We start from the raw sequence: 24,244 nt of genomic DNA, 5'->3' as shown, positions 1-24,244 counted from the left end.
CCTGTAAAGGACGCTTGACAGAGGCGCGGTCCACGCGCATCCTCCTGTAAAGCTTGCTTGACAGGGGGGTATGCGAAACGTCGTGATGGCATTCGATCGTTACCGGCTGCGGTCGGCCGGAGTTGTCGCCGGGGTCCGGCCGTGACCCGCTGCAAGCGCAGCGCGATCGTGGTGCTGAGCGTGAGCGTGGCCTTGCTCGCGGTCACGCCATGGCTGCGGTGGTTGCGCGGCGACGATTACTTTCGCGGGTTGTGGTTCGGTGTGTGCATCGGCGGCATGTTGCTGGCGCTGATGCTGTGGTCGTCGTCGGGGAGCCTGCGCGACAGCGCGGTGCCGGCGCTGGCGCGCCGCTACTACCGTGAATTGGGTCCGCCGATGTTGCTGTACGTCGTGGTGATGTTGTGCTGGAAGCGCCTGCTCGACAGCGTACAGGCGGACTGGGCACGGGTGCTGATCGCGCTGCTGCCGGCGCTGCTGGTGGCGCTGGTGATCCGTGCGGTCGCGCGCTTCGTGCGCGACTCCGACGAGATGCAGCGGCGCATCGAACTGGAGTCCATCGCCATCGCCGCCGGGCTGGTCGCCGGTGGCTACATGACCGCAGGTTTCCTGCAAGCGTCGGGTACGATCGCGGTGCCGGCAGCGGCGGCGATGCTGTGGGTGTTCCCGCTGCTGTGCGCGACCTACGGCATCGCCAAAGGCGTGAATGCGCGCCGCTACCAATGAACAGCCGCATCCGAGAACTGCGCGAGGCCCGCGGCTGGTCGCAAGGCGAGCTGGGCGAGCGGCTGGGCGTGTCGCGGCAGACCATCAACGCACTGGAAACCGGCAAGTACGATCCGAGCCTGCCGCTGGCGTTCCGTATCGCGCGGTTGTTCGCGCACAGCATCGAACAGGTGTTCCTGTTCGACGATTCCGAGTAGTCCCTGCGGCCTGCCATCGGTCGCCTACGAGGCCATGCTCCGGCATGGCATCCTGCACCTCATGACCTCAAGGATGCGAACCATGCGACACCCCTGCAGACCGCTCGCCGTCGTGGCGGCGACCTTGCTGCTCGCCGCCTGCCAGGGTGCAGCCGTGCCGGCGCCGCAGAACGCGGGGCGCAGCTACGGGATGCTGCGCTTCCACCCCTGCACGCTGACCAGTCCGGTCGCGGCCAACAACGTCGAGGCGCAATGCACGCGCATGCCGGTGGCGGAGAATCCGGCGCTGCCCGGCGGGCGCAAGATCGCACTCAACATCGCCTGGTTGCCGGTCACCGGCCAGGGCGGCAGCGATCCGGATCCGGTGTTCTTCCTCGCCGGCGGCCCCGGCCAGGCGGCGACCGAGGTGGCCAGCATCGTCGACATGGCCTTGCGCGAAACCCGCAAGCGCCGCGATGTGTTCCTGATCGACCAGCGCGGCACCGGCCAATCCAATCCGCTGACCTGCCTGGGCGCGGACGGCAAGGAAATGCAGCTGTCCGATCCGGCGCGCGCCCCCACCAAGGACGAGTTGCTCGCCTATGCAGGGCGTTGCGCGCAGTCGCTGCAGGGCCGCGCCGACCCGCGCTACTACACCACCACCCAGGCCATCGTCGACCTGGATGCCGTGCGCGCCGCGCTCGGCGTGGACAAGCTCAACCTGATCGGCGGTTCCTACGGCACCCGCGTCGCCCAGCAGTACGCGGCGCGCTATGCGGTGCACACCCGCAGCGTGGTGATCGACGGCGTGGCGCCGAATGACCTGGTGGTCGGCGGCGAATTCGCCACCACCTTCGAGGATGCGATCACGCTGCAGTCCGAACAGTGCCGGGCCACCCCGGCCTGCGCCAAGCGCTTTCCCACTGATACCCGTGCGCAGCTGCGCACGGTGGTGGAGCGGTTGCGGCAGGCGCCGGCGGAGGTGGATTACCGCGATCCGGCCAGCGGCGAGAGCAAGCACGACCGGGTGACCGCCGATACCGTCACCAGCCTGGCGTTCTCGTTCTCGTATGCGCCGCAGACCGCCTCGTTGCTGCCGCTGGTGCTGGACGAGGCCGCGCACGAGCGCTATGCGCCGCTGATGTCGCTGGCGAAGATGATGGGCAAGCAACTGGACGGGCAGATGAACCGCGGCATGCAGTGGTCGGTGATCTGCGCCGAGGATGCCGACCGTTACCATCCGCCCGCCGCCGCTGCCGACACCCTGCTCGGGCCGGAGGTGGCGCAGATGTTCTTCGCCGCCTGTCCGGCATGGCCGACCGGCACGCGTCCGGCCGGTTTCACCGCGCCATTCAAATCCCAACTGCCGGTGCTGCTGACCTCCGGCGAACTGGATCCGGTGACCCCGCCGCGCTACGCCGCGCGCGTGCTGCAGGGCCTGCCCAACGGCCGCCACCTGGTGGTGCATGGCCAGGGCCACGGCACCATGACCCTGGGCTGCATGCCCAAGCTGCTGAGCCAGTTCTTCGAGAACGCCGACGCCAAACAGCTCGACGCCACCTGCCTGGACGCGATGAGCGGCGTGCCGGCCTTCACTTCGTTCAACGGATGGGAACCATGAGCCGCGCAGCGTTTCGCAGGGAGGACCGCGCATGATCGTCGCCGACAATCTGCACAAGGCGTTCAAGACCAAGGCCGGTACCGTGCAGGCGGTGCAAGGGGTCAGCTTCACCGCCGCCGACGGCCAGATCACCGGCCTGCTCGGCCCCAACGGCGCCGGCAAGACCACCACCTTGCGCATGCTGTACACGCTGATGACGCCCGACCAGGGCCAGGTGCGGGTGGACGGCATCGACGTCGGCGCCGATCCGCTGGCGGTGCGCCGCGCGCTGGGCGTGCTGCCCGACGCGCGCGGCGTGTACAAGCGCCTGACCGCGCGCGAGAACATCGCCTACTTCGGCGAACTGCACGGGCTGTCGGCGGCGCGCATCGCCGAGCGCACGCGGCTGCTGTCGGCGGCGCTGGACATGGACGACATCCTCGATCGCCAGACCGAGGGCTTCAGCCAGGGCCAGCGCACCAAGACCGCGATCGCGCGCGCGCTGGTCCACGACCCGCGCAACGTGATTCTCGACGAACCCACCAACGGCCTGGACGTGATGACCACCCGCGCGATGCGCGGCTTCCTGCGCGGGCTGCGCGCAGAGGGGCGCTGCGTGATCTTCTCCAGCCACATCATGCAGGAGGTGGCGGCGCTGTGCGATCGCATCGTCATCGTCGCCAAGGGCACGGTGGTGGCCGCCGGCACCGCCGACGAACTGCGCGCCCTGACCGGCGAAGACAATCTGGAAGACGCCTTCGTCAAGGCGATCGGCAGCGACGAGGGACTGCACGCATGAGCCTGTTTCGAACCGTGTTCACCGTGATGCGCAAGGAATTGCGCGATCTCTCGCGCGACCGCCGCACCCTGGCGCTGGCGCTGCTGCTCGGCCCGCTGCTGTATCCGGCGCTGATCCTGGGCATGGGCGCGCTGGCCGAGAGCCGGGTCAGGACCCAGATCGACAAGCCGCTGGACATCCCGGTGATCGGCCGCGAGCGCGCGCCGAACCTGGTGGCGTTCCTGGCCGCGCAAGGCCTCAACGCGGTCGCGCCGCCGAAGGATTTGACCGCGGCGATCCGCAGCCAGGACGTGGACCTGGCGCTGAAGATCGACGAGGACTACGCCAATGCCTGGCGCGAGGGGCGGCCGGCGCTGGTGGAGATCATCAAGGACAGCACCCGCCGCGATGCCGACATCCCGACCACGCGCGTGCAGACGGCGCTGAGCATGTATAGCCAGCAGGTCGGCGCGCTGCGGCTGCTGGCGCGCGGCGTCGATGCGCAGGTTTCGCGGCCGCTGGACATGGCCGTCCAGGATCTGGCCACGGCCGAAGCCAAGCGCGGCGTGCTGCTGGCGATGCTGCTGCCGGTGTTGCTGAGCATCACCTCGTTCATCGGCGGCGCCTACCTGATCCTCGACGCCACCGCCGGCGAACGCGAGCGGCAATCGCTGGAGCCGCTGCTGGCCACGCCGGCCTCGCGCGGCGCCATCGTCAGCGGCAAGATCGCCGCCGCCTGCGTGGTCGGGCTGGCCTCGCTGCTGCTGACCCTGCTCGCATTCAAGCTCAGCGCGCAGGTGGCCAGCGGCATCGGCCGCCAGCTCAACGTCAGCTTCGTGGCGATGTTGCAGATGCTGTTCGTGCTGCTGCCGATGCTGTTCATCGGCACCTCGCTGCTGACCGTGCTGGCCGCCGCGGCCAAGAGCATGAAGGAAGCGCAGAGCCACATGACCTGGCTGATGCTGCTGCCGATGCTGCCCGGTTACGCGCTGATGGTGTATCCGCTGAAGACCACGCTATGGCAGTTCGCGGTGCCGTTCCTGGCGCAGAACCAGATGCTGCTGAAGATCATCCGCCGCGAACCGATCGACCTGCAGATCTGGGCGGTGTACCTGGCCGCCGGCTTCGGCCTGGCCGCGGTGCTGTGGCTGGCCGCGGTGCGCCGCTACCGGCAGGAGCGGCTGGCGATATCGGGGTGATGGGGCGGGACTCGGGACCCGGGACTCGGGACTCGTAAGAGCGAAGCAGCTTTAGCGCGATGATCCTGCAGCACAGGCGGCCGCCGCTTTTTCCGAGTCCCGAGTCCCGAGTCCCGAAAAAAACCCCCCGGCACATGCCGGTGCCGGGCTTTTTGCAGGATCAGCCGCCGGGATTGAACGCCAACGTGCGTCGCGTCGTGACCGGCGCGCTGACCGGCTCGAAGCGCCAGCGCTTGGTCGCGTTCAACGCTTCACGGTCGAACACCCGTGGCGGGGTGGCGCGCAGCACGCGCGCGCTGGTGACCGAGCCGTCGGTGCCGACGGTGATCTCCACCAGCACTTCGCCGGCAGTGCCCGAGCGCAGCGCGTCGGGCGGGTAGCGCGGCGCCGGGGTGCTGATCGCGCGCAGCGATTGGGGGCTGGCGGCGGCTGCCGCTGGCGTGGCCGCCGGCGGTGCTGCTGCCGGCGTCGGCGTCGGCGCGCTGCGCGCAGCGGCGGCCTGGCGCTCGGCTTCCTGGCGTGCGCTCTCGCGGCGTGCGGCTTCCTGTTGCGCGGCGATCTGCTGCGCGGCCTGCGCCTCGCTGGCCTGCTGCTGCGCCTGCTTCTGCTGCTCGGCCAGCAGCCTGGCCTTCTGTTCGGCCTCCTTCTTGACCTTGTCGGTCTCTTCCTGGCTGCGCTGCGCCGCGGAATGCATGCCGTTGCTCACGCCCAGCTTCAGTCGCGGCAATGCCGGCGCCTGGCTGTCGATCTTCTCGATCAGCGCGACCAGCCGCTGCGCTTCCGCGAAGTCCTCGCGGTTGATGCTCTGCTCGGCGGCGATCAGCGTGTACGGCATCAGGTCGGTCAGCGCGCTCTTGACCCCGGCATCGTCCGGCTGCTTGTCGCGCAACGCCAGGTAGTACTCGACCGCATTGTTGCCGGCCGGCGCGTACATGCGGTTCTCGCGCAGCGCCTGGCTGGCCGATGCGTGCAACTGCTCGGTGCCCATCGACTGCACCTTGGCCGAGACCGGCGGCGCGGCCGGCGCGGTGGCTGCGGGTGCCGTTGCCGGCGCGGCGGCCGGCGCGGCGTCTTCCTGCCTGGAACAGGCTGCCAGCGCGGCGAGCAGCAAGACCGGCGCCACGCGGCGCGCCTTCGCGAATGTCGTGACCTGCAACATGCTTCCCCCTACTCCCCGGTGATGGCAATGAAAATACGCAGCGGCGGTTCTCCCGCGCAGCCGGCACGGCTCCCCCGTTCCCTGCCAGCGCACCCCGCCCTTCAATCTAGCATCCACTTCCGCCGCGTGCTCGACGGCCGCGTGGCGGCCGCCGCAAAAGCGTGAGCGCGTGCACGCGAGGTCAGTGCGCCGGTTTCGCCGGCGCCGACATCAGCCGGTCGGTCCAGGCGATGCCGATCGCCGACAGGATGAAGATGCCGTGGATGATGGTCTGCCACAGCACTCCGGTCTGGGTCAGCGTCGCGCAGCTCTTCAGGTCCACGGTGGCCGCCGCGCTGGCCAATTGGTCCGGCGAGCACAGCGGCATGCCGCCCAGCGCGCCGACCGCGATGAAGGTCTTGAGCAGGTGGATCGAGGAGATGCCGATGATCGACAGCGCCAGCTTCACCTTCAACACGCTGGCATTGACGTGGCTCAGCCACTCCGGCTGGTCCGGATGGCCTTCCAGGCCCAGCCGCGAGACGAAGGTTTCGTAGCCGCCGACGATCACCATCACCAGCAGATTGGAGATCATCACCACGTCGATCAGGCCGAGCACGATCAGCATGATCTGCTGCTCGCCCAGGCTCGGCGCTTCGTGGATCAGGTGCCACAGCTCCTTACCGAACAGGAACACGTACACGCCCTGGGCCACGATCAGTCCCAGGTACAGCGGCAGCTGCAACCAGCGCGAGGCGAAGATCAGGCTGGACAGCGGATTCAGGCGGGGCGTCGGGCGCGGAGGGCTCATGGCTTGGGATCGAATGCTGCGTTGCAGGAAGGCGCAGGGTACTGGCCCGCCGTGATGCTGCCAAGCGCGCGGCGCGGCTACACTGGACCCCCCGTTTCCGGACCGCCGCCATGATCGATCTGTACTACTGGCCCACGCCCAACGGCCACAAGGTCACGTTGTTGCTCGAGGAAGCCGGCCTGGACTACACCATCAAGCCGGTCAACATCGGCGCCGGCGAGCAGTTCGCGCCGGCGTTCCTGGCGATCTCGCCGAACAACAAGATGCCGGCGATCGTGGACCATGCGCCGGCCGACGGCGGCGCGCCGCAGAGCGTGTTCGAGTCCGGCGCGATCCTACTGTACCTGGCCGAGAAGACCGGGCGCTTCCTGCCGGCCGATCCGCGCGGGCGCATCGTCGCGCTGGAGTGGCTGTTCTGGCAGATGGCCGGGCTCGGCCCGATGAGCGGGCAGATGGGCCACTTCAACGTGTATGCGCCGGAGAAGATCGGCTACGCGATCGACCGCTACAACGCCGAGGTGCGGCGCCTGCACGGCGTGCTAGACAAGCGCCTGGCGCACAGCGAGTACCTGGCCGGCACCGAATACGGCATCGCCGACATGGCCAGCTATCCGTGGATCGAGGTGTACAACGGACTCGCCCCCGACTACACCGCGTTCCCGCACCTCAAGCGCTGGCACGATGCGATCGGTGCGCGCCCTGCCACGCAGCGCGCTTATGCGCTGACGCAGCAGGTCAATCCGAACGCCGGCAAACCGCTTGGCGACGCCGAACGCAAGCACCTGTTCGGCAAGCGCTGAACTGATACGGGATATGCTTTTAAAACCCTGGGGGGGCGTGCATGATCGCTGTGCTCGGTACTCCCCCAGGACACTTCATGCGCTCTCTGTTCGCCGCTCTCGCCCTTATGCTCGCCACGCCTCTCGTTCCCGCGCATGCCGAAAAACTGACCTTGGAGGCCATCACCAGCAATAAGTCGCTGTCCGGGCCGACCTTGATGGAGCCGCAGGTCGCACCCGATGGCTCGCGGGTGACCTTCCTGCGTGGCAAGGACAGCGACAGCAAACAGTTCGACCTGTGGGAATACGACATCGCCAGCGGCCAGACCCGGATGCTGGTGGACTCGAAGGTGGTGTTGCCCGGTACCGAGACGCTGAGCGACGAAGAAAAGGCACGGCGCGAGCGCCAGCGCATTTCCGCCTACGTCGGCATCGTCGATTACCAGTGGGCACCGGATGCGCACGCGTTGCTGTTCCCGCTCGGTGGCGAGCTGTATCTGTACGATCTGGGCAAGACCGGCAGCGCTGCAGTGCGCAAGCTGACCCATGGCGAGGGCTTCGCCACCGATCCGAAGATCTCGCCGAAGGGCGGCTACGTCAGCTTCGTGCGCGAGCGCAACCTGTGGGTCATCGATCTGGCCAGCGGCCAGCAGCACCAGCTGACCCGCGACGGCAGCGACACCATCGGCAACGGCGTGGCCGAGTTCGTCGCCGACGAGGAGATGGACCGCCACACCGGCTACTGGTGGGCGCCGGACGATTCGGCGATCGCCTTCGCGCGCATCGACGAATCCGGCGTGCCGGTGCAGAAGCGCCCGGAGGTGTATGCCGACCACACCGAGGTGATCGAGCAGCGCTATCCGCAGGCCGGGCAGCCCAACGTCAAGATCCAGCTGGGCACGATCGCGCCGCGAGCCGACGCGCAGCCGCAGTGGATCGATCTTGGCAAGAACCAGGACATTTACCTAGCGCGGGTAGATTGGCGCGATCCGCAGCGGCTCACCTTCCAGCGCCAGTCGCGCGACCAGAAGCGGCTCGAACTGATCGAGGCGACCCTGGCCACCGGCAAGCAGCGCGTGCTGGTCACCGAGACCAGCAAGACCTGGGTGCCGCTCAATTACGATCTGCATTTCCTCAAGGACGGACGCTTCGTCTGGGGTTCGGAACGTAGCGGTTACGCGCATCTGTATCTGGCGTCGGAAGACGGGCGCAAGCTGGTGCCGCTGACCCACGGCGAGTGGATCGTGGACGGTGTACTGGCGGTGGACGAGGTTGCCGGTAAGGTCTACTTCGCCGCGAGCAAGGAGTCGCCGACGCAGGTCCATCTCTATGCGGTGCCGCTGTCCGGCGGCGCGATCGAGCGGCTGTCCAAGCCCAATGGCTATCACTGGGCCAGTTTCGCCAAGAACGCCAGCGTCTATGTGGACGCATGGAGCAATACCACGACGCCGCCGCAGATCGAACTGTTCCGCGCCAATGGCGAAAAGATCGCCACGCTGCTGACCAACGACCTGGCCGATCCGCAGCATCCCTACGCCAAGTACCGCGACGCGCAGCGTCCGGTCGAGTTCGGCACCCTGACCGCGGCCGACGGTAAGACGCAATTGCACTATGGGCTGACCAAGCCTGCCGGCTTCGATCCGGCCAAGCGCTATCCCGTGGTGGTCTACGTCTACGGCGGCCCTGCCTCGCAGACCGTGTTCGACGCCTGGCCGGGGCTGTTCGACCAGTATCTGGCCCAGCATGGCTACGTCGTGTTCTCGGTCGACAACCGCGGCACCCCGCGCCGCGGCCGCGACTTCGGCGGCGCGCTGTACCAGCGCCAGGGCTCGGTGGAAGTGGACGACCAACTCCGTGGCGTGGCCTGGCTGAAGGCGCAGCCGTGGGTGGATGCCGCGCGCATCGGCGTGTACGGCTGGTCCAACGGCGGCTACATGACCCTGATGCTGCTGGCCAAGCACAGCGAGGCCTATGCCTGCGGCGTGGCCGGCGCGCCGGTGACCGATTGGGGGCTGTACGACAGCCACTACACCGAGCGCTACATGAACCTGCCCGCGGCCAATCCGGACGGCTACCGCGACAGCCGCGTGGCCGCGCATCTGGACGGATTGCATTCGCCGCTGCTGCTGATCCACGGCATGGCCGACGACAACGTGCTGTTCACCAATTCCACCTCGCTGATGAGCGAGCTGCAGAAACGCGGCAAGCTGTTCGAGCTGATGACCTATCCTGGGGCGAAGCACGGCCTGTCCGGCAGCAATGCGCTGCACCGTTACCGCACCACCGAAGCGTTTCTGGCGCGTTGCCTGAAGCCCTGACCGCCATCCGCACCCACGCTCGCCGAAAAGGAGTTCTGCATGTCCATGCCGCCACCGCCGCTTCCTGGTTCGCCCTCGCCCGATATGGCTGCCGCCGCCACGCCGCCGTTGGTGGCGCGCAGGGGCTGGTGGTCGCGGCACTGGAAATGGGCGGTGCCCTTGGTGGTGGTGGTGCTGGGCGCAATGCTGCTGGCCTCGATCGCCGTGTTCGTGATCGGCATCGCACGCGTGACCAAGTCGTCCGAGCCTTATCGCGTCGGCCTGATGGCCGCGCAGCGCGATCAGCGGGTCATCGCTGCGTTGGGCGCGCCGGTCAAGGACGGGATCATGCCCAGCGGCAGCATGTCCACCAGCAACGGCACCGGCAGCGCCAATCTCAGCGTGTCGCTGCACGGCGCGCGCGGCAATGGCACCTTGTATATCGAGGCCGAGCGCCATGCTGGCCAATGGCATTACACGACGCTGCAGGTACTGCCCGACGCCGGCGAGGCGATCCCGCTGCTCGAGGACATCGCGCCGGACGGGCAGGACGTCGGCGAAACCGATGCCGAATCAGATTCCGACGCGGATGCGGCCAGCGAGAGACCGGCCGAGGTGGATCCCTCTGTACCGGTCGCGGTGGATAGCCCGCAATAAGCTCACGCGCGGCCGCGGCGTGCGACGCGGTTGCAGACGGGACACAAGCAGCCGCCCGGCCATTCCGTCGCGTCGCTGCGCTGTGCAAGCAGGGTGGATGCCGTGCATCGCGCTGTCCCCGTGCTGCCGACCGCAGACGGTGCTGCCGTGTGTACGAGTCGCGGGCCTGCAGCGGCGCTCGCGCAATTCGCGGGCGGCCCTGACCGCTTGCGTTTCGCGCCCGATCGCCGGCCATCCGGCCGCGGCCATGGACCTGCGGCAGCTTGCCGGCCGCACGCGCGCCGCGTACGGTCGCCGCATCGTCCCGCTGGAAATCCGCCGATGAAGCCACGCGTCCTCGCCATCGCGCTGGCCCTGGTCGCGCCACTGCCTGTCCTCGCGCCGGCCGCGCCTGTTGCCGCCTCGGCCGAGGCGGCCGGCCCGGCATGGGTGAAGCGCAGCAACGACTTCGCGCAGATCCTGCTGCAGGCGCAAGCGCCGTTCCAACCAGAGGAAGTGAGCTTCTTCGGCGTGCCAGGCTACGACGACAAGGTCACCGACCTCGGCCCTGACAATGCCCGCCGCTATCGCGACGCGCTCGGCAAGGCCCGGTGCGCGCTGCAGGAGAAGCTGGAGGTCGAGCGCGACCCCAATGTGCGCCAGGATCTGGCGGTCATGCTCCACGCCGCCGACCAGTCGATCGAAGCCAGCGCCTTGAACGAGCGCCTGCTGCTGCCGTGGCAGGATGCGCCGCAGATGGTGTTCGGCGGGCTCAACAATCTGCTGTCCGAACAGGTGCCTGCGGTGCGCCGGGCCAAGGCGCTGGACCGGCTGCAGCGCTATGTCGGCCTGGCGTCCGGCAGTACCTCCTCGCTTGTGCTTGCCCGCCAGCGCTACGAGGAAAAGCTGGCCGACGGCACGCTGCTTCCGCCGACCCGGCGCGAGGTCGAGCAGGCCTTGAGCAACGTCGACACCTACGCCAAGGGCATTGGCGAACTGTTCGCGACCTACAGGATCGACGGCGCCGAACCGGCGCTGGCGGCGATGGACACGCAGTTCAAGGATTACGCCGCATGGACGCGCAAGGTGGTGCTGCCGAAGGCGCGCGAGGACGCGCGCCTGCCGCCGGAACTGTATGCCTTCCAGCTCAAGCAGGTCGGCATCGACATCGCGCCGCAACTGTTGATGCAGCGCGCGCAACTGGAATTCATGGAGACCCGCGCGGCGATGCAGCAGCTGGCGCCGCTGGTGGCCAAGGCCAAGCGCCTGAAGCTCGACGATCCCGGCGACTACCGCGCGGTGATCCGCGCGCTCAAGCGCGACACCGTCGCCAACGACAAGCTGGAAACCCATTACCGCGACGTCATCGCGCAGACCGATCCGATCATCCGCCAGCAGCGCATCGTCGATGTGCCGCAGCGGCCGATGCAGATGCGCCTGGGGTCGGCGGCCGAGAGTGCGGCGCAACCTGCGCCGCATTTCCGTCCGGCGCCACTGGTCGGCAATAGCGGCGAGCAGGGTACCTTCGTGCTGCCGCTGGGCAATCCGGATACCGCCGGCAAGGGCGAGCACTACGACGACTTCAACTTCGGCTCGGCGGCATGGACACTGAGCGCGCACGAGGGCAGGCCCGGCCACGAACTGCAGTTCACCGCGATGGTCGAGCGCGGCGTGTCGCTGGCGCGCAGCATGTTCGCGTTCAACGCGGTCAACGTCGAAGGCTGGGCGCTGTACGCCGAGGCCGAAATGGTGCCGTACGAACCGCTGGACGGGCAGCTGATCGCGCTGCAGTTCCGCCTGCTGCGCGCCGCGCGCGCCATGCTCGACCCGATGCTCAACCTGGGCCTAACCGACCGCGAACGCGCGCGCCTGATGCTGGAGAACGACGTCGGCCTGTCGCCGGCGATGGCGCGGCAGGAACTGGACCGCTACATGATGCGCGCGCCCGGCCAGGCCGGCAGCTATTTCTACGGCTACAGCCGGATCATTGAACTGCGCATGCGCACCGAACTGGCGCTGGACGCGAAGTTCGACCGGCTGAAGTTCAACAATTTCCTGCTCGACCAGGGCTTGCTGCCGCCGGATCAGCTGCAGAACGCGGTGGAGACACAGTTCATCGCCGGCAGCACCGACAGCCTTAAGCCTTGATATAGGCGCTTGGGACGGCCTAGCGGGCGCGCACGACAGGCACGCTCCGCGTGCCAGTGCGATTTAGAGCGGCTAACAAAAGCCCCTTGAACACGTCTGTTGAGCCACCACTTTGCGGTGATGGCTCACCGCAAAGAAATCAGCACAGCGCTGTGGAAGCGCATCCACCCCTTGATCCCGGTCGTGCCGCCTTCGCCCAAGGGCGGTAGGCCGCGCGTAGACGACCAAAGCGCACTCAACGGCATCGTATACGTGCTGCGCACTGGCATCGCGTGGGAGGATCTGCCCCAGGAACTTGGCTACGGCAGCGGCATGACCTGCTGGCGCCGATTGCGTGACTGGCAGGCCGCGGGTGTGTGGCACCGTCTGCATCAGGTGTTGCTGGCCGAACTTCGCCGCGCCGACCGGCTCGATTTCAGCCGGGCCAGCCTGGACGCGGCCAGCGTGGCCTCCCCCCGGGGGGCGCCTATACGGGGCCGAACCCGACCGACCGCGGCAAACGTGGCAGCAAGCGGCACGTGATCACGGATCGGCACGGCGTTCCCCTGGCGTTCTGCGTGACCGGGGCCAACCGGCACGATTCGGTCGTGTTCGAGGAACTGGTCGATGCATTGCCCTCCATTGCCGGCAAACCTGGACGGCCACGACGCTGGCCGGACAAGCTGCATGCCGACAAGGCCTACGACATGGATCGGTGCTGGAACCACCTGAAGCGACGAGGGATGACCCCACGCATCGCCCGCAAGGGCGTGGAACGCAACGATCGCCTGGGCCGATACCACTGGGTAGTTGAACGCACGCATGCCTGGTTTGCCGGCATGGGAAAACTGCGGACCCGCTTCGAACGCCGGATCGATATCCATTTGGCTCTGCTGTCCATGGCCTGTTGCGTCATCTGCCTGCGGCGACTTCCAGAGTTTTGTTAGCCGCTCTTAGTGCTTGAAGGGAACCACCTCTGGCGGCTTCACGCCCTTCCAATTCCCTTCTTTCAATGCGCCCGGGCAGATGCTCTCGTATTGGCCGAGCGCTATGATGGCCGTCGGCGTCTATCCCACGCAGTGATTTGTCGTCACCGGTGTCGGGTAGGGACAATACGGCGAAACCGGCTCCCACGAGCCAGAGATGGGATCCACCGGTTTCCAGTTGTAATCGGGTATGTCGCAGCCTTTAGAGCAGAACAGAAAAGGGTCGTCCATGCGGCAGACCAACTGCACGTGAGGCGTCGAGGCAGTCGCGCTGGTCTGCAGCCCAACCGCGCCGACCAATATCCATATCCAACGTTTCATAACGATTCCTTCTGTCAATGACGGTTTGCGCAGTGCGCTCAGGCTAATGACCTGTCATTACCTTTGCGGGTCCGGGCGCAGGACTGGCAAGTCGCTGTAATGCGCGTAGGGTAAGGAAAATACTATTATAATCCGGCCAATAGCTTACCAAGGCTTTCCGGACGACGGTCGCCTGGGCCTGGGCCGTTGTGCCGCCCCGGGGAAGGCGAAGCCGGACGCCGGAGCTTGGCCGGCATCCGCCTGAGGACGGCCGACAGTGCGGGCGGCCGGCGCTCCGACAACGGAAACCGCCGGCTGCACTCCCTAAAGGAGTTCAGCGTTCCTGCGGCGGCAACGGCTGTTGGGGCTGCGGCTGTGGCGCCGCTGGCGCCTGCGCCCCCGGCGGCACCCAGATCGCCATGCCGGCGGCGCGCTTCTGCGTGGTCGGGATGCCGATGCCCAGGCCGCCGCCGACGTGGCCGCCGTAGCTGCCGCCGCCGATCGATACGCCGCCGCCCGAGCGCTGCGAGGCCACGCCCATCAGCACCACGCCGTTGGCGCCGAGCTTGGCCGCCTCGCGCTTGAGCCGCGTCATCGCCGCATCGGTCTGGCCCTGGGTACCGAAGCCGGCTGCGCTGGAGGATTCGAGCTGGGCGATGTCGACCGCGCCGAGCGGCGGGGTCGAATAGATCTGGACCAGGGCCGGGTCGATCGGCGGCCGCGCCGCGCCGACCATCACCTTGGAGGAACTGGCGCAGCCGGCCAGCGCGAGCAGCAGCGCCAGCGGCAACAGCGGTCGGATGTTCATGGCATTACCCCCGTGGATCGGATACGAGGCGATCATAGGCGCGACCGGTGAACCGCGACGTACCCGCCATTGCCGCGCCACCGTGGCACGCCCGCCGTGAGTCCCATGCCAAGAGTTGGCTTGCGTCGCCAGGGCCGTGCGCTATGGTGCGCACTGTCATTCAGCGAAGGGCGGCGGCATGGGCGTGATCAGTCTGGTGTGGGGCATCGTGGCGTTGCTGTGGATGATCCTGGCCTTCATCCCGCTGCTGGGCTGGGGCAACTGGTTCGTGATCCCGTTCGCCGCGGTCGGCGCGATCATCGCCGCGATCGGTCTGCTGTTCACCTCGGCCCCGAACCGCGGCCGTGCCAAGACCGGGCTGATCCTTAACGGCCTGGTGATCGTGGTCGGGGTGATCCGGCTGAGCCTGGGCGGCGGCGTGATCTAGCCAGCGCAGTCGGGCACGACGGCGGCATGCCGTGTTGCAGCATGCCGCCGCCCACAGGCGGCCGGCAGGCGTAACATTCGGCGGTGACGATCGCTGCGGCGGCCGTCACCGTTCGCGCCGGTGCGTGCGGCGCGGCTCGCTAGACCGGGCACCGCCTCGTGTTGCCGCGTGTGCGACACCCGATCCGTCCCTGCAGGAGCCTCACGTGGCCCATCCCCATTACCGCCCCAGGCGCATGCGCCGCGACGATTTCTCGCGCCGGCTGATGCGCGAGAACACCCTGACCGCCGACGACCTGATCTGGCCGGTGTTCGTGCACGAGCTGCCTGGCCGCGCGCCGATCGCTTCGATGCCGGGCGTGGCGCGGCTGTCGATCGACGAATTGCTGAAGGAGGCCGAGACCGCGCTGGAACTGGGGATCCCGGTGATCGACCTGTTCCCGGTGATCGACGCGGCCGGCAAGAGTCTGGACGCCGCCGAAGCCTGGAATCCCGATGGCCTGGCGCAGCGTGCGGTGCGCGCGCTGAAGACGCGTTTCCCCGAACTGGGGGTGATGACCGACGTGGCGCTGGACCCGTACACCACCCACGGCCAGGACGGCATCATCGACGCGCGCGGCTACGTGCTCAACGACATCACCGTCGAGGCGTTGGTCAAGCAGTCGCTGTCGCACGCGCAGGCCGGCGTGGACATCGTCTCGCCCTCGGACATGATGGACGGGCGCATCGGCGCGATCCGCCGCGCGCTGGATGCCGACGCGCATCTGCACGTGCGCATCATGGCCTACTCGGCCAAGTACGCCTCGGCGTTCTATGGCCCGTTCCGCGATGCGGTCGGCAGCGCCGGCAACCTCGGCAAGGCCGACAAGACCACCTACCAGATGGACCCGGCCAACGGCGACGAGGCCATGCGCGAGATCGCGCTGGATCTGGAGGAGGGCGCGGACATGGTGATGGTCAAGCCCGGCATGCCGTACCTGGACGTGGTGCGGCGGGTGAAGGACGCATTCCGCGTGCCGACCTTCGCCTACCAGGTCAGCGGCGAGTACGCGATGCTCAAGGCCGCCGCCGCCAACGGTTGGCTGGACGAACGCAAGTGCGTGCTGGAATCGCTGATGGCGTTCAAGCGCGCCGGCGCCGACGGCGTGCTGACCTATTTCGCGCCGCAGGTGGCGCGCTGGCTGCGCGAGGCGCGCTGAGGCGGTGGCGTACGTTCGGTGCAGATGATGCGGCTTGTTGTAGGAGCAACTTCAGCCGCGACCGAGTCCTACCAGTAACGCCCGGTCGCGGCTGAAGCCGCTCCTACAACGGCCTGCGGATCGCCGGCTGGGTGCACTGTAAGAGCGGCTTCAGCCGCGACAACGTCCGAAGCGGGAAGGCCCGCCGCTGCGTTCGTCGCGACTGAAGACAGTTGCTCCTATCAAGGCAGGATGCGCGCAGGGAAAACTTGCAGGCATAGGCGCCGTCGTTATGCGGACGACGGTGTGGACGGATGCGCCGCCGGCAGGCAACCCAGCCCGACCAGCGTGGCCTCCACCGCCTCGTCCAGTGGCGTGTGCGGTTCGTCGCCTAGCGTTTGCAACAGGCGCGCGTTGCGCATGCGCAGCGGATGGCGCCACAGCGGACGCATCTCGCGCAGTTCGCGCGCCAGCGGCCAGAACGGCGTGGCCAGGGTCAGCAGCCACCACGGGAAGCGGCCGGTCTGCGGCGGCGCCATGCCGTGGCGCTGCAGCACGCGGGCGATCGCCGCGGCCATCTGCGTGCCGTCGGCGTCCCAGTGTCCGTCCATGTGCAGGCGTGCGAATGCCGGAAGCGCGTCGCGCTGCTGCAGCAACCGGAGCATGGTCCGCGCCACGTCCGGCACGTACGCCCATTGATGGCCGATGCCGGGATCGCCCGGCAGCGTCACGCTGGCGAGCGGACGCCCCGGTTTCACCATTCCCTGCGCGAACCAGCTGTTGCCCACGCGTGGGCCGAAGAAGTCGCCGGCGCGCACCACGATGACCCGCGCGCCGTGCGCGGTTGCGGCCTGCAGGCGCTGTTCCAGCTCGACCCGGATCGCGCCCTTGCGCGTGGCCGGGGTCTGCGCCGCGTCTTCGTCCGGCGCAGGGTAGGCCTCCAGGCCGTAGTTGTAGACCGTGCCCGGCAGCACGATGGTCGCGCCTTCGGTGCAGGCCGCGGCGATGGTGTTGTCGATCATCGGCAGCACCAGTTCGGACCAGCGCCGGTAGCCGGGCGGATTGACCGCGTGCACGATCGCCGCGCAGCCGCGTGCCGCCTGCAGCACGTCCTCGCGTCGCATCGCGTCGCCGCGCAGCCAGTGGATGCCGTCGCGGGTTTCGCTGGCGGCCGTGAGCCCGCGCTGCAGTGCGTGCACCTGCCAACCGGCGTCGCGCAGCTGGCGCGCCAGTTCGCCGCCGATGCCGCCGCTGACGCCCAGGACCAGGGCGGTGGATGTCGTTGTTATGCGGGTGCTCCGTTACGGGGAATGCGATCAGTGTGGTCGCCGGCGGATAGCAAAGGAATTGGCAAACATCGGCCATCGGCTATACATTTATGTATGGATAACGCCATCGGTTGGGAGCTGTACCGGTCTTTCCTCGCGGTGTTGGAGGAGGGCTCGCTGTCTGCGGCGGCACGCGCGCTGGCGCTGACCCAGCCCACCGTCGGCCGGCATGTGGCGGCACTGGAGAAGGCGTTGGCGGTGCCCTTGTTCGTGCGCTCGCAGAGCGGACTGCTGCCGACCGACGCGGCACTGGCGTTGCGCGGTCATGCCCAGGCCATGGGCAACATCGCCGCCTCGCTGCAGCGCGCGGCGGGCCGCCATGGCGAGGCGGTGCAGGGCACGGTGCGGATCTCCGCCAGCGAGGTGATCGGCGCGGAAGTGCTGCCGCCGGTATTGGCCGGATTACGCCGCGCGCATCCGCAGCTGCGGCTGGAACTGGTGCTGAGCAACCGCGTGCAGGACCTGCTGCACCGCGAGGCCGATGTGGCGGTGCGCATGACCCGGCCGCAGCAGGATCTGCTCATCGCCCGCCGCATCGGCGAGATCGCGCTCGGCCTGTACGCCCATCCGGACTACCTGGCCCGGCACGGCAGCCCGCAAAGCCTGGACGACCTCATGCAGCACGCGCTGGTCGGCTTCGATGCGGAGACGCCGTTCCTGCGTGCCGCACGTGCGGGGCTGCCGCGATGGCGGCGCGAGGCGTTCGCGCTGCGCGCCGACAGCGACCTGGCGCAACTGGCCATGATCCGCGCCGGCTGCGGCATCGGCTTCTGCCAGGCGGCCCTGGCCCGGCGCACGCCGAACCTGGTGCCGGTGCTGGCGCAGCAGGTACGCATCGGCCTGGACACCTGGATCACCATGCACCAGGACCTGCGCGGCAGCGCCGCCTGCAGCGCCGTATTCGCGGCGCTGGCGGAAGCGATGACCGCGCACGTGGGCTGAGCCATGCACGCGGTCGCCTTCGGCGTGGTGCGAGCCATTGCCCGGCAGCCTCGACAACCGCTCAGCCGAGCATGACGCTATTGGCGAGTCCCGAGTCCCGAGTCCCGGCCTTACGGCATCGTCAACGCGATCGGCGTGGACTTCATCGCCGCGGAGATCGACGGGAACGGATCGACGCTGGCCATGGTGATCACGTCGTCGATCGACACCACATCGCAGTTGATGCTGTCGTCGTTCACGCACAGGTACGCGGCCGCGCCCACGCCCGGTTCGTACACCGCCTTCCACACGTATTCCGGCACTTTCACCTTGTCGGTGCCGATGGTCGTCGCCTTGCTGTCGAAGGCCGGGCCGGTCACCACGTAGAGCTCGCCGCGCTGCTTGGCCAGCTGCCGCACCTGCTCTTCGATACGTGCCCATTCGCCGGTATTGAGCTTGTGGTCCTGCGGGACCACGTTGGCCATCGAAAAGGTTTCCTTCTCCGTGCTTTCGGTGGAGGCGTCGCCGGCAGGGGTCATGTGACCGCGGTCGAAACCGGTGTTGGTGTAGTCCGAGCTTTTGGAGCGGTCGGCGGCGGGAATGGCGGTTTCATCGTGGAACGAGCCGACCCGGCCGATCGCCTCGGCGCCGGCGACCTGCTGGTCGGTCAGGTGTTCGGCTGAGTACAGCGGGCCCTTGGTCACGCCCGAGGCCAGGATCGCGTATTCGCTGTGGCAGACCTCGGTGGTGCGGGCGCTCAGCGAGGCATCCACGCTTGGCGGCTTGCCGCCTGCGTACAGGGTGGCGCAACTGGTGGCGGCCATCGCCGTTTGGGCCGTGAACAACGCAAGCAGAACCAGACAACCGCGCAGGGAGAAGGACATCGCGTACCTCGCTAGCCAAGGGGAGTGAAGAAACTGGCGAGAGGCAATGTCGCGGCAGTGACGATTGGATGTGGCGCGCATGGCAACTGCGCGGCCTGTCACGTTTATGGGTGGGCGGTGCGGGTCGGTCCGCAGCGGATCCGATAAGCGTTCTCATTTACAATGCGCGGCCGCCCCCTTGACGTGTTTTCTGCCGTGACCAAGAAGCTGTTGTTCCAGCTGCACTGGCTGTTCGGCATCAGCGCCGGGCTGGTACTGTCGGTAATGGGGCTGAGCGGGGCCACGCTGGCGTACGAGGACGAGGTCGTGCGCTGGGCCAACCCGCCGCTGGCCGCGGCGGCGGCGCGCCACGCCGCCGGCGAGTCGCCGTTGCCGCTGGCCGAGCTGGCGCGGCGGCTGGATCTGGGCGGCACGCATCGGGTCACGCGCATGCTGATCGATCCCACCGGCACGCGCCCGTCCAACCTGCGCCTGGCCGGCCGCGACGGCGGGCGCCTGTACTTCGATCCCTATACCGGCCACACGCTGCCGGAGCCGCGGCTGAGCGGCTTCTTCGCATTCGTCGAGGACCTGCATCGGCATCTGCTTGCCGGCGAGCGCGGCAAGGCGGTCACCGGTGCCTGCGCGATCGCGCTGCTGTTCTTCTGCCTGTCCGGGCTGTACCTGCGCTGGCCGCGGCAGTGGTGGAGCTGGCGCGCGTGGTGGGTGGTGCAATGGAAGCGGCAGGGACGCAGTTTCCTGTGGAGCCTGCATTCGGTGATCGGCACCTGGTGCCTGGCGATCTACCTGTCGATGGCGTTGACCGGGCTGTACTGGTCCTACGACGGGTACCGGCAGGCGTTGGTGGCGGTGCTCGGCGGTGAGCGCGCGGACAGCGCCGACAACGCCGGCGGCGGCGGCAAGCCGCCGGCGCTGGACTATGCGTGCCTGCAGGCCACGCTCGATGCGCTGCCGGGTGTGCGCCGCGCCTACCTGGATCTGCGCCTGCCCGGACGCGCCGGGCAGCCGCTGAGCGCGCGCTACCTGGCCGCCGATCCGGTGCACAGCCGGGCCTTCGACGGCCTGGAGATCGATCCGCGCAGTGGCCGCATCCTGCGCCGCCTGGACTATCGGCAGCAGCCGCTGGGGCGGCAGCTGCTGAGCAGCGTGTTCGCCCTGCACACCGGCAGCTTCTTCGGCCTGGCCGGGCGCGTGGTGGTGATGCTGGCGAGCCTGTGCCTGTCCTTGTTCTTCGTCACCGGCTGGCTGCTGTACCTGGACAGGCGGCGCAAGAAGCGCGCGCTGCAGCACGCGCGGCGCGGCCTGGGCACGGTTGCGCCGGCGGCCGCCGAGCCGTGGCTGGTGGGCTTCGCGAGCCAGAGCGGATTCGCCGAACGCCTGGCCTGGCAGGCCGCCGGCCAGCTGCAGGCGGCGGGCGTGCCGGTGCAGGTGCAGTCGCTGGCGCAGCTGGATGCGGCACAACTGCGCGGTGTGCGGCGTGCGCTGTTCGTGGTCAGCACCTTCGGCGACGGCGAGGCGCCGGACCCGGCGCGCGGCTTCGAGAAGAAGGTGCTGCGCCAGGCGCAGCCCCTGCCCGAGCTGGGCTATGCGCTGCTGGCGCTGGGCGATCGCCAGTACGCGCGCTTCTGCGGGTTCTCGCGGCGGCTGGAGCAGTGGCTGGCCGCGCAGGGTGCGCAGGCGCTGTTTCCGGCGGTGGAAGTGGACAACGCCGATCCGCAGGCGCTGGCGCAGTGGCAGCGGCAGCTGTCCGCGGTCACCGGTGGGGCGGACGCGGCGCCGGCGCTGCAGGCGGCGCCGGCGCTGGAGTGGCGGCTGGCCGGACGCACGCTGCTCAATCCCGGCAGTGCCGGCGCGCCGGTGTGGCGCATCGATCTGCTGCCGCCGCCCCAGGCGCAGTGGCAGGCAGGCGACATCCTGGAAGTGCAGCCCTGCCACGCGCCTGATGCCGTGCGCGCCTGGCTCGCCGCGCATGGGCTGTCGATCGATACGCCGCTGCGCGCGGGCGGGGTGACGCTGCCGCTGCAGGTGGCGCTGGCCGATCGCGCCTTGTTGCCGCCTGGGGACGCGCAGGATCTGCAGGCCTGGTTCGATGCGCTGCCGCAGTTGCCGCTGCGCGAATATTCGGTCGCCTCGGTGCCGGCCGACGGCCTGCTGGAACTGGTGGTGCGCCTGACCCGACGCGACGATGGCAGTGCCGGCCTGGGCTCGGGCTGGCTGTGCCTGCACGCGCCGCCGCAGGCCGCGCTGCAGGCGCGGGTGCGCGCCAACCCCGGGTTCCGCCGCCACGGCGATACGCCGCTGCTGCTGATCGGCAACGGCACCGGCATCGCTGGTCTGCGCAGCCTGTTGCGCGAGGCCGAGGGTGCCGGCGTGCATGGCCACTGGCTGCTGTTCGGCGAACGCAATGCCGCGCACGACGCGCTGTTCGGTGCGCAATTGCAGGCATGGCGTGACAGCGGCCACTTGCAGCGCCTGGACCTGGCGTTCTCGCGCGACCAGCCGGGCAAGGTCTATGTGCAGGATCGCCTGCGCGATGCTGCCGACGAGGTGCGCGCCTGGCTCGCGCGTGGCGCCACGCTGCACGTCTGCGGCAGCCTGGACAGCATGGCCCGCGGCGTGGATGCGGCCTTGCGCGAGATCCTGGGCGAGGACGCGCTGGATGCGCTCAGCGCGGATGGGCGTTATCGGCGCGATGTGTATTGAGGTGGGCCGATGCGGTTGTAGCGATTCGGGCGGAGCCCTTGGCCCGGACCGCATCCGATCGCGTTGTTTCCACCGCTGCGCTTGTCGCGACTGAAGTCGCTCCTACAAAAAAGCCGCGCGCATCTGCTGCCTTTGTAGGAGCGGCTTCAGCCGCGACCAACTGCATCAGCGATCGGTTGCAACGGCGCGTGGACATGCAGATGCAGGAACCGGCCCGCGGCAAGCGTACATTTTGCCGGCGACGCCGTCGCCCTCAACGCACACCTGCACAATCGCCGCTGCCGCTCGCAATCGGGGACTTCATCCGGTACACGTCGAGCTTGCCGGCCTTCGGCGCGCGTGCGCTGCCGACCACCAATAGTTCGGTCGGCTTGGAGGCATCCACGACCGCGCCGCGCGTGTCGCCGTCGGCACGGTTGAACGACAGCGCCAGCGGCTGCGCCTGCACGTAGTGCCCGCCGGCGCACTGCGCGAGCAGCAGTTGCGTGCCTTGCGCCTTGCGCGCCCGCGCGAACACCAGCGCCCGGCCGTCGCCCAGCCAGGCGGCATCGGTTTCGTCGTCGCCGCTGTTGATGCCGTCCAGCGCCTGCAGTTGGCCGAGGACCTGGCCTTGCAGTCGCGCCACGAACAGGTCCATGCCGCCGGCACCGCCGCGGCCGTCGCTGGCGAACAGCAGCCGGGTGCCGTCCAGCGACAGCGTCGGTGCGCGCTCGTCGCCGCGCGAGTTCAGCGCCGCGCCCAGGTTCTGCGGCGGGCCGTAGCGGCCGTCGACCAGCAGCGGCGCGCGGTACAGGTCGCTGCCGCCGTGGCCGCCGGCGCGGTCGGAGGCGAAGTACAGCCAGTGCCCGTCGGCGCTGAAAAACGGGTCGGTATCGGCACTAGGCGAATTCAGTGGCGCCGGCAACGGCTGCGCGTCGACCCAGCGCCCGTCGCGCAGCGTGGCCTGCCACAGGTCGCCGCCGCCGGGTCCGCCGGCGCGGTCGGGGCTGGCCCAGACGATGCGCTGTCCGTCCGCGGCCACGCTGGCGCGGGTCTCGCTGGCCTTGGTCGAGACTACGCCCATGCCCTCGATGCCGAACTCGGAAAGCGCGAACGCCAGCGGCGCGCAGAGTAAACTCGCGGCCAGCGCGAGCGGCAGGGCGGGGGTCCGCATGTCGGATTCCTTCGGATGTCGCGACCAGTCTAAAACAACCAGCGAGCGTTCCATGCCCACATCCCGTTATGCCGTGTTCGGCCATCCCGTCACCCATTCGCTGTCGCCGCGCATCCATGCCGACTTCGCCAAGCAGACCGGCATCGCGCTGCAGTACGATGCGATCGACGCCCTGCCGGATGGCTTCGCAGCGGCGCTGGCGGCGTTGGCCGCGGAGGGCGGCGTGGGCGCCAACGTGACCCTGCCGCTGAAGGAAGCTGCGTATGCGCTGAGCGTGGTCCACAGCGCGCGCGCGCAGCGCGCCGGGGCGGTCAACACGCTCAGCTTCCGCGACGGGCAGTGGCATGGCGACAACACCGACGGCGCCGGCCTGGTGCGCGACCTGACCGGGCGCAACGGCCTGGACCTGCGCGGCCGCCGCGCGCTGCTGCTCGGCGCCGGCGGCGCCGCGCGCGGCGTGGCGCCGGCGCTGTTGGACGCCGGCGTGCAGCAGTTGCTGATCGTCAACCGTTCGCCCGAGCGTGCCGATGCGCTGGTCGATGCGCTGGGCGATCCGGCGCGCGCCGTCTCCCGCTACTGGGAAGACCTGCGCGAGCAGGGCGACTTCGAATTGATCGTCAATGCCACCGCCGCCGGCCGCGACGACAGCGCGGGGTTCTCGCTGCCGCTGTCGCTGGTCAACAGCATGACCCTGGCGGTGGACCTGAACTACGGCGAGGTGGCGATCCCGTTCCTGGCCTGGGCGCGTGCGGCGCACTGCCGCGATACCGTGGACGGCCTGGGCATGCTGGTCGAACAGGCGGCCGAGAGCTTCGAGCGCTGGCACGGCGTGCGCCCGGACACCGGCCCGGTCTACGCCGCGCTGCGCGCGCGCGACGCGGTGCTGGTCAGCGCCGATTGACCTTTTTGCGCCCCGGCGCTTGTTTTCGTAGCTAGACGGAGATTCCGATGGACGATGGATTCGTGATGCAGCTGTTGACCACGGTGGGCTTCCAGCTGCCGATCCTGATCGTCCTCGGCGCAGGCCTGGTGCTGCTGGCCACGCGCCGGCCCGGCCGCGCCCGCACGCTGGGGCTGTGGGGCTTGAGCCTGCTGCTGCTCGGTGGGCTGTGCGGCACGGTGACCTCGCTGCTGCCGATGTGGGTCATCGCCCAGGGCGGGAGCTTCTCCAGCTACGCGGTCTGGTACGGCATCCTGCAGGCGGTGTTCACCCTGCTGCATGCGGTGGCGATGCTGCTGGTGGTGCTGGCGCTGCGGCTGGCGTTGCCGCGCTGACAGGCTGCGCGCGGCGTC

23 protein-coding genes are annotated in these 24,244 nt (G+C 68.8%); 17 read left to right on the top strand and 6 right to left on the bottom strand.

Annotation, left to right across the window (positions count from 1 at the left end):
- Positions 1–141: 141 nt before the first annotated feature.
- The 5 genes from ISN38_RS08820 (at position 142) to ISN38_RS08800 (ending at position 4,476) form a co-directional block, all read left to right on the top strand.
- Positions 142–723, top strand: coding sequence for a hypothetical protein (locus ISN38_RS08820; RefSeq protein ID WP_003472311.1), 582 nt, complete (start codon positions 142–144; stop codon positions 721–723).
- Complete coding sequence (locus tag ISN38_RS08815) at positions 720–920, top strand: helix-turn-helix transcriptional regulator (protein WP_003472309.1); 201 nt, start codon at positions 720–722, stop codon at positions 918–920. Before ISN38_RS08820 ends, ISN38_RS08815 begins: the two co-directional genes overlap by 4 nt.
- A gap of 82 nt (positions 921–1,002) precedes the next feature.
- On the top strand, positions 1,003–2,520 hold the full coding sequence (locus tag ISN38_RS08810; RefSeq protein ID WP_038239598.1) for an alpha/beta fold hydrolase: 1,518 nt from the start codon (positions 1,003–1,005) through the stop codon (positions 2,518–2,520).
- Between the two features lie 31 nt (positions 2,521–2,551).
- Positions 2,552–3,298: an ABC transporter ATP-binding protein gene (locus ISN38_RS08805; protein WP_009594488.1), complete on the top strand. Its 747-nt coding sequence runs from the start codon at positions 2,552–2,554 to the stop codon at positions 3,296–3,298.
- Positions 3,295–4,476 carry an ABC transporter permease gene (locus ISN38_RS08800; RefSeq protein WP_003472305.1) on the top strand — a complete coding sequence of 394 codons (1,182 nt, stop codon included), beginning with the start codon at positions 3,295–3,297 and terminating at the stop codon, positions 4,474–4,476. The genes ISN38_RS08805 and ISN38_RS08800 overlap by 4 nt, the downstream gene beginning before the upstream one ends.
- A gap of 160 nt (positions 4,477–4,636) precedes the next feature.
- Here the strand turns inward: ISN38_RS08800 and ISN38_RS08795 are convergent, their stop codons facing one another.
- Together ISN38_RS08795 and ISN38_RS08790 are read right to left on the bottom strand one after the other, a co-directional pair.
- Positions 4,637–5,635 (bottom strand): energy transducer TonB, encoded by a 999-nt coding sequence (locus tag ISN38_RS08795; RefSeq protein ID WP_053114122.1) that lies wholly within the window; start codon positions 5,633–5,635, stop codon positions 4,637–4,639.
- A gap of 181 nt (positions 5,636–5,816) precedes the next feature.
- Complete coding sequence (locus tag ISN38_RS08790; protein WP_003472302.1) at positions 5,817–6,425, bottom strand: TIGR00645 family protein; 609 nt, start codon at positions 6,423–6,425, stop codon at positions 5,817–5,819.
- 110 nt (positions 6,426–6,535) lie between these two features.
- Here ISN38_RS08790 and ISN38_RS08785 point away from each other — a divergent pair, with 110 nt between their 5' ends.
- From ISN38_RS08785 to ISN38_RS08760, 6 genes are all read left to right on the top strand, one after another.
- Positions 6,536–7,225, top strand: coding sequence for a glutathione binding-like protein (locus ISN38_RS08785; RefSeq protein WP_003472301.1), 690 nt, complete (start codon positions 6,536–6,538; stop codon positions 7,223–7,225).
- A 77-nt stretch (positions 7,226–7,302) separates the two neighbouring features.
- Positions 7,303–9,522 carry a S9 family peptidase gene (locus ISN38_RS08780; RefSeq protein ID WP_038239595.1) on the top strand — a complete coding sequence of 740 codons (2,220 nt, stop codon included), beginning with the start codon at positions 7,303–7,305 and terminating at the stop codon, positions 9,520–9,522.
- A 39-nt stretch (positions 9,523–9,561) separates the two neighbouring features.
- Complete coding sequence (locus ISN38_RS08775) at positions 9,562–10,158, top strand: cytochrome c oxidase assembly factor 1 family protein (protein ID WP_038239592.1); 597 nt, start codon at positions 9,562–9,564, stop codon at positions 10,156–10,158.
- A gap of 97 nt (positions 10,159–10,255) precedes the next feature.
- Positions 10,256–10,483 (top strand): hypothetical protein, encoded by a 228-nt coding sequence (locus ISN38_RS08770; RefSeq protein WP_038239589.1) that lies wholly within the window; start codon positions 10,256–10,258, stop codon positions 10,481–10,483.
- On the top strand, positions 10,480–12,285 hold the full coding sequence (locus ISN38_RS08765; protein ID WP_058364299.1) for a DUF885 domain-containing protein: 1,806 nt from the start codon (positions 10,480–10,482) through the stop codon (positions 12,283–12,285). Before ISN38_RS08770 ends, ISN38_RS08765 begins: the two co-directional genes overlap by 4 nt.
- Positions 12,286–12,405: 120 nt before the next feature.
- Positions 12,406–13,211, top strand: a protein-coding gene (locus ISN38_RS08760) for an IS5 family transposase (protein WP_206712204.1) whose coding sequence is annotated in 2 segments (ribosomal slippage) — positions 12,406–12,736 and positions 12,736–13,211 — 807 coding nt in all. Because the reading frame shifts where the segments join, the coding sequence is not laid out codon by codon here.
- 673 nt (positions 13,212–13,884) lie between these two features.
- Here ISN38_RS08760 and ISN38_RS08755 read toward each other — a convergent pair.
- Positions 13,885–14,358: a hypothetical protein gene (locus ISN38_RS08755; RefSeq protein ID WP_003471135.1), complete on the bottom strand. Its 474-nt coding sequence runs from the start codon at positions 14,356–14,358 to the stop codon at positions 13,885–13,887.
- A gap of 178 nt (positions 14,359–14,536) precedes the next feature.
- On the opposite strand from ISN38_RS08755, the gene ISN38_RS08750 reads away from it, so the two are divergent.
- A complete protein-coding gene (locus tag ISN38_RS08750) occupies positions 14,537–14,785 on the top strand; it encodes a hypothetical protein (RefSeq protein ID WP_003471133.1) in 249 nt (82 codons plus the stop codon).
- 205 nt (positions 14,786–14,990) lie between these two features.
- Complete coding sequence (hemB, locus tag ISN38_RS08745) at positions 14,991–15,983, top strand: porphobilinogen synthase (RefSeq protein WP_003471132.1); 993 nt, start codon at positions 14,991–14,993, stop codon at positions 15,981–15,983.
- A 269-nt stretch (positions 15,984–16,252) separates the two neighbouring features.
- Here hemB and ISN38_RS08740 read toward each other — a convergent pair whose 3' ends face one another.
- Positions 16,253–17,251 (bottom strand): NAD-dependent epimerase/dehydratase family protein, encoded by a 999-nt coding sequence (locus tag ISN38_RS08740; protein WP_047324431.1) that lies wholly within the window; start codon positions 17,249–17,251, stop codon positions 16,253–16,255.
- Positions 17,252–17,344: 93 nt separating this feature from the next.
- Here ISN38_RS08740 and ISN38_RS08735 point away from each other — a divergent pair, with 93 nt between their 5' ends.
- Positions 17,345–18,232 (top strand): LysR family transcriptional regulator, encoded by an 888-nt coding sequence (locus ISN38_RS08735; RefSeq protein ID WP_003471128.1) that lies wholly within the window; start codon positions 17,345–17,347, stop codon positions 18,230–18,232.
- 110 nt (positions 18,233–18,342) lie between these two features.
- Here ISN38_RS08735 and ISN38_RS08730 read toward each other — a convergent pair whose 3' ends face one another.
- Positions 18,343–19,095, bottom strand: a complete 753-nt coding sequence (locus ISN38_RS08730; protein WP_206712172.1) for a DNA/RNA non-specific endonuclease — start codon at positions 19,093–19,095, stop codon at positions 18,343–18,345.
- 195 nt (positions 19,096–19,290) lie between these two features.
- On the opposite strand from ISN38_RS08730, the gene ISN38_RS08725 reads away from it, so the two are divergent.
- Positions 19,291–21,798 (top strand): PepSY domain-containing protein, encoded by a 2,508-nt coding sequence (locus tag ISN38_RS08725; protein WP_047324432.1) that lies wholly within the window; start codon positions 19,291–19,293, stop codon positions 21,796–21,798.
- A 253-nt stretch (positions 21,799–22,051) separates the two neighbouring features.
- Here ISN38_RS08725 and ISN38_RS08720 read toward each other — a convergent pair whose 3' ends face one another.
- Positions 22,052–22,951: a TolB family protein gene (locus ISN38_RS08720; RefSeq protein ID WP_003471122.1), complete on the bottom strand. Its 900-nt coding sequence runs from the start codon at positions 22,949–22,951 to the stop codon at positions 22,052–22,054.
- Positions 22,952–23,003: 52 nt separating this feature from the next.
- Between ISN38_RS08720 and aroE the strand changes: the two genes are divergently transcribed.
- Complete coding sequence (aroE, locus tag ISN38_RS08715) at positions 23,004–23,852, top strand: shikimate dehydrogenase (protein ID WP_058363432.1); 849 nt, start codon at positions 23,004–23,006, stop codon at positions 23,850–23,852.
- Between the two features lie 47 nt (positions 23,853–23,899).
- Complete coding sequence (locus tag ISN38_RS08710; protein ID WP_003471117.1) at positions 23,900–24,226, top strand: hypothetical protein; 327 nt, start codon at positions 23,900–23,902, stop codon at positions 24,224–24,226.
- The last annotated feature ends 18 nt before the right edge of the window (positions 24,227–24,244 follow it).

Source organism: Xanthomonas translucens pv. undulosa, from assembly GCF_017301775.1.
Lineage (GTDB): Bacteria > Pseudomonadota > Gammaproteobacteria > Xanthomonadales > Xanthomonadaceae > Xanthomonas_A > Xanthomonas_A translucens.
This window is presented reverse-complemented; position numbering and strand designations above follow the sequence as displayed.